The organism is Microcystis sp. T1-4 (assembly GCF_000297435.1).
Classification (GTDB): domain Bacteria; phylum Cyanobacteriota; class Cyanobacteriia; order Cyanobacteriales; family Microcystaceae; genus Microcystis.
The window spans coordinates 1-1,205 of sequence record NZ_CAIP01000278.1 but is presented as its reverse complement, the minus strand read 5'-3'; the positions used below and the strand labels follow the sequence as shown (position 1 = coordinate 1,205).

At 36.1% G+C, this 1,205-nt stretch carries 1 protein-coding gene; it reads right to left on the bottom strand.

From position 1 onward, the window contains the following. Window positions 1-77: 77 nt before the first annotated feature. Window positions 78-1,205 (bottom strand): P-loop NTPase fold protein (locus MICAI_RS15985; protein WP_039900325.1); only part of this gene is annotated, 1,128 nt, incomplete at its 5' end.

Genomic DNA, 1,205 nt, shown 5'->3' with positions numbered 1-1,205 from the left:
TGACAACTTTTAACGCCTACCTACTTAATAGCGTTTGAGATGCGCTCACCCTGTACATCGAAGGAGCTATTTATTATTTACTCAGACTGAGACTCAGGGAGTAACTTAGGTTGAAATAATTGGGAAGGAACAAAACGAAAACCGCTTTGATCTTCTTGACGAATTAATAATCCTTGTTCTTCCATCGATTTAAGTTGGGGCAAGAGAGCAACAAAGGTTATAGCATCAAGTTTATCCAAAGTTTGATCAGAAATATTCTCACTAATGCCACCGGCTTGATGAGCAACGTATAATAAATGACGAAACTCAGGACTTAAGCGATAAATAAATTTTTCTTGAAGGATTTGCCAAATTGAATAAAAAGCAGTTTCATCAATAGTTTCATATCCTGCTGAAGCAGCTTGCCGTAATACTTTTTCACAGATAGTATTCAGTTCTCGAGGAATTCCTTGAGCGTAACCCGTAATTAAATTGATGACTTCCTCTGTGAAAGGATAGGTATCATTTCGCTGTTCGTTTCTGGCACTATTAAGATAATTAATAGCAATGTGACGTAAATCATCTTGACTCATGGGTTCAAGGGGAATATCTTCAGAAAAGATACCAAGGGCTTTTAAGGTTGCTTCTTGAAGCTCGGTAAAGCCTCTTCCTGTCATGATAAATCCTCGATGTTTTCCCATCCGAAATAAATCTAAACTACTTTCTAAAATTGTTTGGACAACAATGGGGTCTTTTTTGTCAAAATCATCAATGGCAATAACAATACGAGAATAAATTTCTTCGGCTCTATTTAATAAACGAATGAGTAAAGGATAGGGATCAATTTTATCTGTGGGAGTGACTGAATTTGCAGGAACTTCTTGTCGTCTTCCAAAGGATAAAAAGCCTAATTTAACTTGCCCTTCGATAGTGGTTTTATTGCGTTGGATAGAATACCCTAAAAGCGTATTAGCAATGTCTCTTGATTCTTGATCACTATCCGCTAAACTATCGGCTACAGCTAATAATAAAGCACGATAAAATTCCGTGGAACTTTCCCCAGGAATACTGCTAATATAAAGCAATAACATTTTTTCATTTAATTGGTTAACTTCCTGTTGTAACTGGTTAATTAAATTAAAAATCAAAGCAGTTTTACCAATACCCCAAGCTCCCCTAACTAGGATATTACGTCCTTCATATAAGTAGGTGGGTGGAATTAAATA